This is a genomic window from Sphingomonas sp. (assembly GCF_039595165.1).
Classification (GTDB): Bacteria; Pseudomonadota; Alphaproteobacteria; order Sphingomonadales; family Sphingomonadaceae; genus Sphingomonas.
The window spans coordinates 1-8,481 of the sequence record NZ_JBCNMA010000141.1 but is presented as its reverse complement, the minus strand read 5'-3'; the positions used below and the strand labels follow the sequence as shown (position 1 = coordinate 8,481).

The 8,481-nt window shown below is 69.0% G+C and carries 5 protein-coding genes; 2 read left to right on the top strand and 3 right to left on the bottom strand.

The window, feature by feature from the left end; genetic code table 11:
• Nucleotides 1–243 precede the first annotated feature (243 nt).
• Genes ABDV68_RS16815 through ABDV68_RS16805 form a run of 3 tightly spaced genes read right to left on the bottom strand, consistent with a single transcriptional unit; the run spans nt 244 to nt 4,278 of the window.
• Complete coding sequence (locus ABDV68_RS16815) at nt 244–1,551, bottom strand: cytosine permease (protein WP_343521257.1); 1,308 nt, start codon at nt 1,549–1,551, stop codon at nt 244–246.
• On the bottom strand, nt 1,548–2,666 hold the full coding sequence (locus ABDV68_RS16810; protein ID WP_343521256.1) for a DUF917 domain-containing protein: 1,119 nt from the start codon (nt 2,664–2,666) through the stop codon (nt 1,548–1,550). Before ABDV68_RS16810 ends, ABDV68_RS16815 begins: the two co-directional genes overlap by 4 nt.
• A complete protein-coding gene (locus ABDV68_RS16805) occupies nt 2,656–4,278 on the bottom strand; it encodes a hydantoinase/oxoprolinase family protein (RefSeq protein WP_343521255.1) in 1,623 nt (540 codons plus the stop codon). The genes ABDV68_RS16810 and ABDV68_RS16805 overlap by 11 nt, the downstream gene beginning before the upstream one ends.
• A gap of 223 nt (nt 4,279–4,501) precedes the next feature.
• Here ABDV68_RS16805 and ABDV68_RS16800 point away from each other — a divergent pair, with 223 nt between their 5' ends.
• A complete protein-coding gene (locus ABDV68_RS16800) occupies nt 4,502–7,213 on the top strand; it encodes a LuxR C-terminal-related transcriptional regulator (protein ID WP_343521254.1) in 2,712 nt (903 codons plus the stop codon).
• 175 nt (nt 7,214–7,388) lie between these two features.
• Nucleotides 7,389–8,481 (top strand): TonB-dependent receptor plug domain-containing protein (locus ABDV68_RS16795; protein ID WP_343521253.1); only part of this gene is annotated, 1,093 nt, incomplete at its 3' end.

The window sequence follows — 8,481 nt, the reverse complement described above, 5'->3', positions numbered from 1 at the left end:
CCGCTGCCCGAGCGCACCGCCATGTCCGGCTGTCCCGCGATCCGCGAGAAGACTTCCTGCGTCAGGTCCTCCGCTTCGGCGTGATCGTGTACGCGACGGAGAAAGAACGCCATCAGCGCGGGACGGAATTCCCGGCTGAGCTCGACGACATCCTTTCCATATGCAGCGCCCACGCGTCCTCGCATCGCTATCTGACCGCTATTAGACGCGCGACACCGATTTCCCCGCCCGCTTTTTTTAGCGTCAGTCGGTTCCCAGGTCCTGCGCATGATGATCGGCCGGCGCCGTCGCGCCCAGCCGCATCACCCCCAGATAGCCCGCGGTGGCGAGGATCGTCGCGTCGATCATCGGCACGGTCGTGAGCGTCAGTCCGTGACGCTCCAGCAGCAATGCGATCGCGATCGAGCCGATCCAAGTCAGCACGGCGGGCCAGCGTATCCAGGCCAGCGCTTCGAGCGTCTGAGCCGCATCGCGGTCGCGGAACGTGACCAGCGTGTCGATCACGTAGATCGCGGCGATCGGCGGGATCAGGATGGCGAGGAACAGCAGGAACGGCACGAACGAATCGATAATCCCCATCACCGCGAAGCTGCCACCCACCGCCCCGCCCAAGCAGATGAACACCCATTCGCGGACCTTGGGGAAGGTCGCGCTCATCGACAGGCTGGCGGAATAGAGATTGGCCGCGTTGATCGTCCAGATCGACAGGATCAGGATCAGCAGCACCGGCAGGCCGAAGCCCAGCATCGTCACCAGCTTCATGATGTCGGTCTCGCCCGTCGCGAGCGCGGGCAGCGCGGCGGCGACCAGCAGCAGCGGCGTCGCGACCGGGAAGGACAGGACCATCGACGACACCGCCCCGCGCACCGAGCGGATGTAGCGCGACAGATCGGGCATCGCCGCCACCGTCAGCATGTTGCCGCCGACGATCGCGGAGAGCGCGATGCCGAAGCTCATCGGTTCGGGCGGATTGGCTGAGGGTGCCAACACCAGTCCGTAGCGCCGCACCGCGAGGATCGCGACCGTGGCGAGGATCACACCGAGCAGCGGCACCGCGACCAGCGCCAGCCGGTCGAGCGCGCGAAAGCCGAAGATCGTCGACACGATCATCAGCATGCTCCCGGCGATCACGAAGGCGGTGAAGTCGCCCGGGATCGCATAGCCCTGCGCCACCAGTGCGACGATCGCGCCGGCGAAGAAGGAGACGTTCACTCCGAACCAGCAATAATGGACGATCGCGATGACGGTGTTGACCAGGGCCGCGCCCCAGCGCCCGAACGAACGCTGGATCAGCAGATAGGTGGTGAGCCGCGTCCGCACGGCGACCCAGGCCGTGAGGCACGCCCCGCCGCACAGGATCAGCCCGGCGAGGAGCGCCGCCAGCGCCGCCGGCCAGAAGCCCAGCGCGAGCCCGGTCTGTGCGCCGTTGAGGAAACCAGGCAGCGCGATGTTGAAGCTCGCGACGATCAGCGCGACCCGCCACCCGGCGACGGTCAGGTGCTCCGGAAGCGGCGAGCTCGCATATTCCCCGCCCGGTGCGCCTGCGCTCATCCCCTGCCCCACCCATTCAATGCTTCGATCGGCCGATAGACATCGCCGAACCCGAACGCCGCCGGCCCGACGAATGCCAGCGCCCGCGCCTCGCGTAGCACGGCGGGCGCCGCGGCGCCGACCACCTTTACCCGCTGGCCGTACTTCAGCCGCTCGGTGGTGATCGAGTCCGCGGTCTCGAGGTCCATGACGGTGATGAGATCGGGGACCAGCGCGCAGATTTCGCCGTCGCGCCGAGCGATCAGATTCTCGTTCTGGAACTCGAGCTCCATCCGGCCCCCATTCCCGTTCGTCGCCCCGCCAAACCCCTCGATCGCCACGCGCCCGACCGAGAAGCCACCAGTCGTCTCGCGCTCGAGATCGACGATCTTGCCGTCGAACAGCCCCCCCGCGAACGGATAGAGTCCCGAGGCGGCCAGTGCCGCATACAGCGCCGCGAACGGATCCTCGCCCTGTTCGCGCGCGACGCGGATCGCCGCGCCCGCAGCGATCGCCGCCGAGACGCTTCCGCCGATCGCGTGCGCCTTGGCCTGCGCGCCGGTCAGCGGATACTCCACCATGTGCGCGATCCCGCCCAGCGCCACCGACAGCGCCCGCGCGACGCGCTCATGCGTGAGATTGTCGACGGTCTCGATGACGTTGAGCGACCCGCACGCGGCGGTCAGCACCGACGGGCAGGCCGACAGGCCGTGGATGTTGAAGATCGCCATCTGCGATTCCGGGAAGGCCCGGCCCATCCCGTCGGCATCGACCACCGGCACGCCCAGCCGCGCCGCGCTCATCAGCGGAGCGAGGCCGTTGCCGCCGCCGATCTCGATCGGCAGCACCGCATCGATCCTGCGCCCCAGCTCCTTCTCCAGGCGCCGCAGTCCGGCCAGCGCCTCATGGCCGCTCGGCAGTTTCTCGACCGACACGGTGGGCGCGCCGATCCAGCCGCACGGCACGACCAGCGCATCGTCCGCAAGGGCATCGAGCGGGATCAGCTCGAACGTCTCGCCGCGCGCCAGCGCGGCCTCGCCCAGCAGCACGCTGTAATAAGGATCTCCCCCGCCGCCCGATCCCAGGAAGGCGGCGCCGCGGGCGAGATCGGCGAGTGCCGTGCGATCAATGCGCATGCTGGGCCGATCGCTCGGTCGCCGCTTCGCCGCGCGGTTCGCCGGCAAGGTCGCCGACGGCGCGCACGCGCAGCTGCGCGGCACGCCCGGGTAGGTAGCTCAGGAACACTTCATCCACTTCCACGATCTGAATGGTCTCGGGATCGCCGCCCGCCGCCGCGACCCGGGCGGTGACGTCGGCGCGCATCTGCTCGATCGCGATGGCGCGCGGCGTGCGATCGTACGCGACGATCTGCTCGACCTGCGCCCCGACCTGCGCGATCGCCGCGCCGACCGCGTTGGCGACCGCGGCGTGCGGCGGGCGGACGACCTTCGCCGCGCCCTTGAGCGTATCGGCGATCAGGAAGTTGCCGCCGCCCACCGCCAGGATGGTCACATCGCCGCGCGTCGTCTTCATCCGGTCCACGCCATCTTCCAGGATCGCCTGGAACCGGTCCCACATCGTCGCGATCGTCGCCGGGCTGATCGCGGGCAGCTTGCCCCGATCGCCGAATGCCGCCTTCCCCGCCGCGACCGCGACATCGCTCGCGGTCAGGGTATCGCCGCCGAACAGCATCGCCTCCTCGACGATGCGATAGCCGACCGAATCCGGCCCGACGCGCAGCGCGTCCCCCTGCAGCGTCCGCGCCGTGTAGAGCCCCGGGTCGAGATGCACGCGTGTCCCGCCGCCAAGGCCGATCGCCAGGATATCGGGCATGCGGAAGTTGGTCCGTACCCCGCCGATATCGACCGCGACGGCGGACTCGCGCGGGAAGCCGTTGGCGAGCACGCCGATATCCGTCGTCGTCCCGCCCACGTCCATCACGATCGCGTCCTGCACCCCGGTCAGGAATGCCGCGCCGCGCATCGAGTTGGTCGGCCCCGACCCGATCGTCAGCACCGGGTGTGCCGCCGCATGCGTCGCCGAGATCAGCGTCCCGTCATTCTGCGAGATGTAGAGCGGAGCCGCGATGCCGAGATCGCGCAGCGCCCGCTCGAACGAGGCGATCACCGACGCCGCCAGGGTCGACAGCGCCGCGTTGAGGATCGCGGCATTCTCGCGCTCGACGAATCCGATCCGGCCGATCGCGTTGGATCGCGTCACGACCGCATCGGGATGCACCGCGCGGACGATCGCGGCAGCTTGCTCCTCCATCGTCGCGTTGACCGGCGCGAACGCGCTGGTGATCGCCGCCGCCTTGATGCCACGCGCCTTCAGCACCGCCGCCGCCGCGCGCACCTGCGCCGCGTCGAACGGCGCGATCTCGCGCCCGTCGACCTCGTATCCGCCCGGCAGCAGGAAGATCTCGCCGTTCACGCAAGCTGCCAAGTCCGACGGCCAGCCGGTCAACGGCGGCAGCGCCTCACCCGAGGGACTCGCCAGCCGCAGCACGCCCACCGGCTCCAGCCGCTGGCGCTCGACCAGCGCGTTGGTGAAATGGGTGGTACCGACCATCACCGACCGCACCGCCTGCGCGGCGATCCCGCCCTGCGCCAGCACCGCAGCGATCGCCGCGGCGACGCCCGAGCTGACATCGGCGGTGGTCGGCTGCTTGGTCGAGGCGAGGATCGCGTTCCCGTCCATCAGCACGGCATCGGTGTTCGTCCCGCCCACATCGACACCAATCCGCACACAACGCTCCCGGCCTGCTCGACTTATGCCTTGAGGGTGCGGAGCCAAGCCCTTGTCCGCAACGCGTAAAACGGGTGCCGGGGCGTGCCGAACGGGTAACGGGGGACGGTTTCCGGGTAATCGCCGAACCGCCGCTTGAGCGACATCATCGCGTAACATACGCTGTCCGGGCACGCCGCGCCTTGCGGCGGGCAAGGACGGAGGCCGCAACGGGAAACGCCCGATGGATGCGCTGATCCACACCAAGCTCGCGCCGCCCATGTGGATGGGCAACCAGATCCGGCGCGACCTGCTGCTTGCCCGCCTCGACGCGGCGCTGGAGCGGCGGCTGACGCTCATCCAAGCGCCCGCCGGTTATGGCAAGACCAGCCTGCTCTCGCAGTGGAAGGAGCGGCTCGATCCCGATGCGGTGCGGGTCGCCTGGCTGACCCTCGAACGCGACGATTCGGACTTGCGCCGCCTCACCCGCTACATCGTCCACGCGCTCGAAGGCGCTGGGCCGCACGACGCGCCGGGCGAGGACGCCGAGCGCCTCGCCGCCGCCCTGCCCCCGCGCGCGGCGGTCTCCGCGATCGTCAACCGGCTGGCGCAGGAACGCCGCCGGGTCGTGCTGATCCTCGACGATTTCCATCTCGCCGAAAGCCCCGAGGTCGACGCCTTCGTGCGCACGCTGATCCAGCTCGCGCCCGAGCATTGCCACTTCATCGTCGCCTCGCGCGACTATCCCTGGCTCGGCCAGTCCATCCTCGCCGCCGAGGAGCAATTGGTCGAGCTCACCGCCGACGACCTCAAGTTCGAGACGCACGAGGCCGAGGCATTGCTGTCGCGCTTCCACGGCGAGGGGCTGAGCGGCGACGACGTGCGCGGCATCGTCGAGCGGACCGAAGGCTGGGCGATCGCGCTCCAGCTCGCCTCGCTGTCGTTGAAACGCGGTGCCGATCACCGCCGGCTGGTCGAGGAATTCCACGGCCCCAGCTCGGACCTCGCCCGTTACCTCTCCGAACAGGTGCTGATGACGATGCCAGCGGAGACGCAGGAGATCGTGCTGCGCACAGCGTTGCTCGATCGGCTGACCGGCGATCTCGTCAACCTGCTGTGCGACCGGCAGGACGGCTGGATGATCCTCGAACGGCTCGAGGAGCAGGGCGTGTTCCTCACCCCGCTCAGCGCCGAGCGTCAGGCCTATCGCTACCATCAGCTCGTCGCCGAGCATCTGCGCGACCGGCTCGCGCGACGCGATGCGGTGCAGTTCCGCGCGCTCCACCGCCGCGCCGCGATCTGGTTCGCCGAACGCGGCGAGACAGCGGAGGCGGTCAGCCATGCGATCCAGGCCGATGACGATGCGATGCTCGCGACGATCCTCGAGGATGCGGGCGGCTGGCGGCTGATCCCGCTCGGGCATCAGGCGATGGTCGAGCGCGGCCTCGGCAAGCTCCCCGCCGCATTGATCGCCGCGCGGCCGCGGCTCGCGCTCGCGCGCGTCTATCTGGAGATCAAGCGCGGCGAGATGGCGACCGCGCGCGCCGACTACGACCGCTTCGTCGCCGAGGCGGAAGCCGCTGGCCTGTCCGCCGATCAATGGACCGAGATCCGCGTCGTCGGCGACGTGCTCGCCGATTATGAGAACGAGCCGGTCACGCTCGACGACCTGCTCGCGCGCGAATCGCTGCTGCGCACCCTGCCCGCCAACGACCATCTCGTGCTCGCCAACATCAGCGAGACGCTCGGCGCCAAATATTTCGAAGGTGGCTGGCTCGAACGCGCGCTGGAGCCGACGATCGCGGCGCGCGAGCATTATCTCGCGATGGGCTCGCTCTATAGCGACGTCTTCACCCGGTTCCTCGAGGCACGCATCCGCCAGGCCCAGGCGCGGATGAAGGACGCAGCGGGCATCCTGGCCGCCACGCGCGAGCAGATCGAGGCGAACTTCGGACCGCGCTCGGACCTCGCGGCCAATTGCGCCGCGTTCGAGGCGGAGCTGCTCTACGAGCAGGACCAGCTCCCCGCCGCGCTCGCCCTGCTCGACTGGGCGGTGCCGCATATGGAGCTGTCCGACGGCTGGACCGACGTCTACGCCGCCGGTTACTGCACCGCCGCCCGCGCCGAGGCCAGCGAAGGCACGCTCGAGGCCGCGCGCGCGATGATCGCCCGCGCGCGCCGCCTCGCCGGACGCCGCCGCTTGCGCCAGCTCGATCTGCGCGCGGCGTTGTGCGAGCTCGATCTGCTGATCCAATATGGCGACGATCCGATCGAGGCCCGGAACGTCGCTGCTGCCCTCGATCTCGACGCACTCGCCGACCGCGGCGAAGCGGATTCGACCGTCCACCGCCCGGTCGTCACCGCCGCGCGGCTGTGCCGCGCGCGGCTGGCGCTGATCGATGGCGAGCATGGCGCCGCGCTCGCCGATCTCCAGAAGCTCAAGCGCAGCGCAGCACAGCATGGTGCAGGACGGCTGCTGGTCGATGCCAACATCCTGCTCGCCTATGGCCACCGCGCCGCCGGGGATGCCGCAAAGGCGCGTGCCTGTTTCGACGACGCCGTCGGCACCGCGATGTTCCAGAACATCGCCCGCCCCTTCATCGACCAGCGCCGCTTCGCCGAACCGCTGCTGGGCGAAACGCTCGGCGGCACCGCACAGCTCGACCGGTTCCGCGCGCACTTCCTCAAGGGCATCGCCCGCGCGCTTGCCGCCCGCCCGGTCAACGGCCCCGCCCCGGGGCTGCTCAGCGATGCCGAGGCCGAGATCCTCGAGCATCTCGGCTTCGGCTATTCGAACAAGGAAATCGCGCGGCTGATCGGCATGTCGCCAGATACGGTCAAATACCGCCTCAAATCGGTCTTCCGGAAGATCGGCGTCCACAAGCGCCGCGATGCCGTGCGCGTGCTGCGCGAACGCGGGCTGATCTCCGGCGGCGCGGGTCAACCGGCCGCCTGAAGCGGCTTTCCCCGTTCCCGCCTACCCACTTACCCGTCTTGCGCTTCCCTTACCCCGATAAACGCGTGGCTCGACCGCCGATCCGGGTTTCAATGCTACAAGAGGATCGAACCGCGCAACATAGGTGCGGGAAAGCGGTCCCGCGACATATAAATTTCGGGGAAGGGCTTTGATCATGACCGCACCGATCGGACTTTACGGCTCCACAAGCAGGTTGCGCGGCGCGCTGCTCGCGGCCTGTTGCGTCGCGGCGCTGCCCGTCGCGGCGCAGCAAGCGGAGCCCGCCGTCGAGAGCGACGACGTCACCGTCATCGGCACGCGCGCGCAGACCGGCACCAAGACCGACGCCGCGCTCACCGAAATCCCCCAGTCGATCAGCATCATCACCGCGGAAGAGTTCAACGACCGCGCCGCCGTGAACCTGCAGGACGTGATCCGCTACAGCGCCGGCGCGGCCAGCGAACTCAACGGCGTCGATACCCGCGGCGACTTCCTCGCGGTACGCGGTACCGGCGCCGAGCAGTATCTCGACGGCCTCAACCGCATGCCCGGCTTCATCTACGGCGGCCGGCTCGAGATCTTCACCGTCGAGCGTGCCGAGCTGCTGCGCGGCCCCTCCTCGACGCTCTACGGCGGCGGCGGCGCGGGCGGCATCCTCAACTCGGTGAGCAAGCGCCCGAAGACCGCGTTCGGCGGCGAGGTCGGGCTGGTGTACGGCACCGACGAGCTGAAGCAGCTCCAGTTCGACGTCACCGGGCCGCTCGCGCCCGGCTTGTCCGCGCGCTTCGTCGGCCTCGTCCGCGACGGCCATCTCCAGCAGGAATCGCAGCAGAACGACCGCATCACGGTGATGCCCGCGATCACATTCAAGCCCGGCCCCGATACCGAAGTCACCTTCATCGGCGTCTATCAGCGCGATCGCCTCGGCAGCCAGACCTATCTGCCGACCAGCAAGACGGTCGACGCGGCCAGCGATGCGGTACGCATCTCGCACGACTTCTATCTCGGCGAGCCCGATTTCAACCACACCTTCGCCGACTATTATGCCGCGACGATCCTGCTGACGCACAATTTCAGCGACCGCTTCTCCTTCAACAGCCGCAACCGCTTCTTCGAGCAGGACGTCGATTATCAGGAGGTGTTCGGCTATACCGGCTTCGGCGGCGCCTATGCCGACGCTGCCCGCACCATCGCCAACCGCGCGTGGTACCTCAACCGCGCCCAGTACAACGGCTTCAACAGCGACAACAACCTGGTGCTGAGCTTCG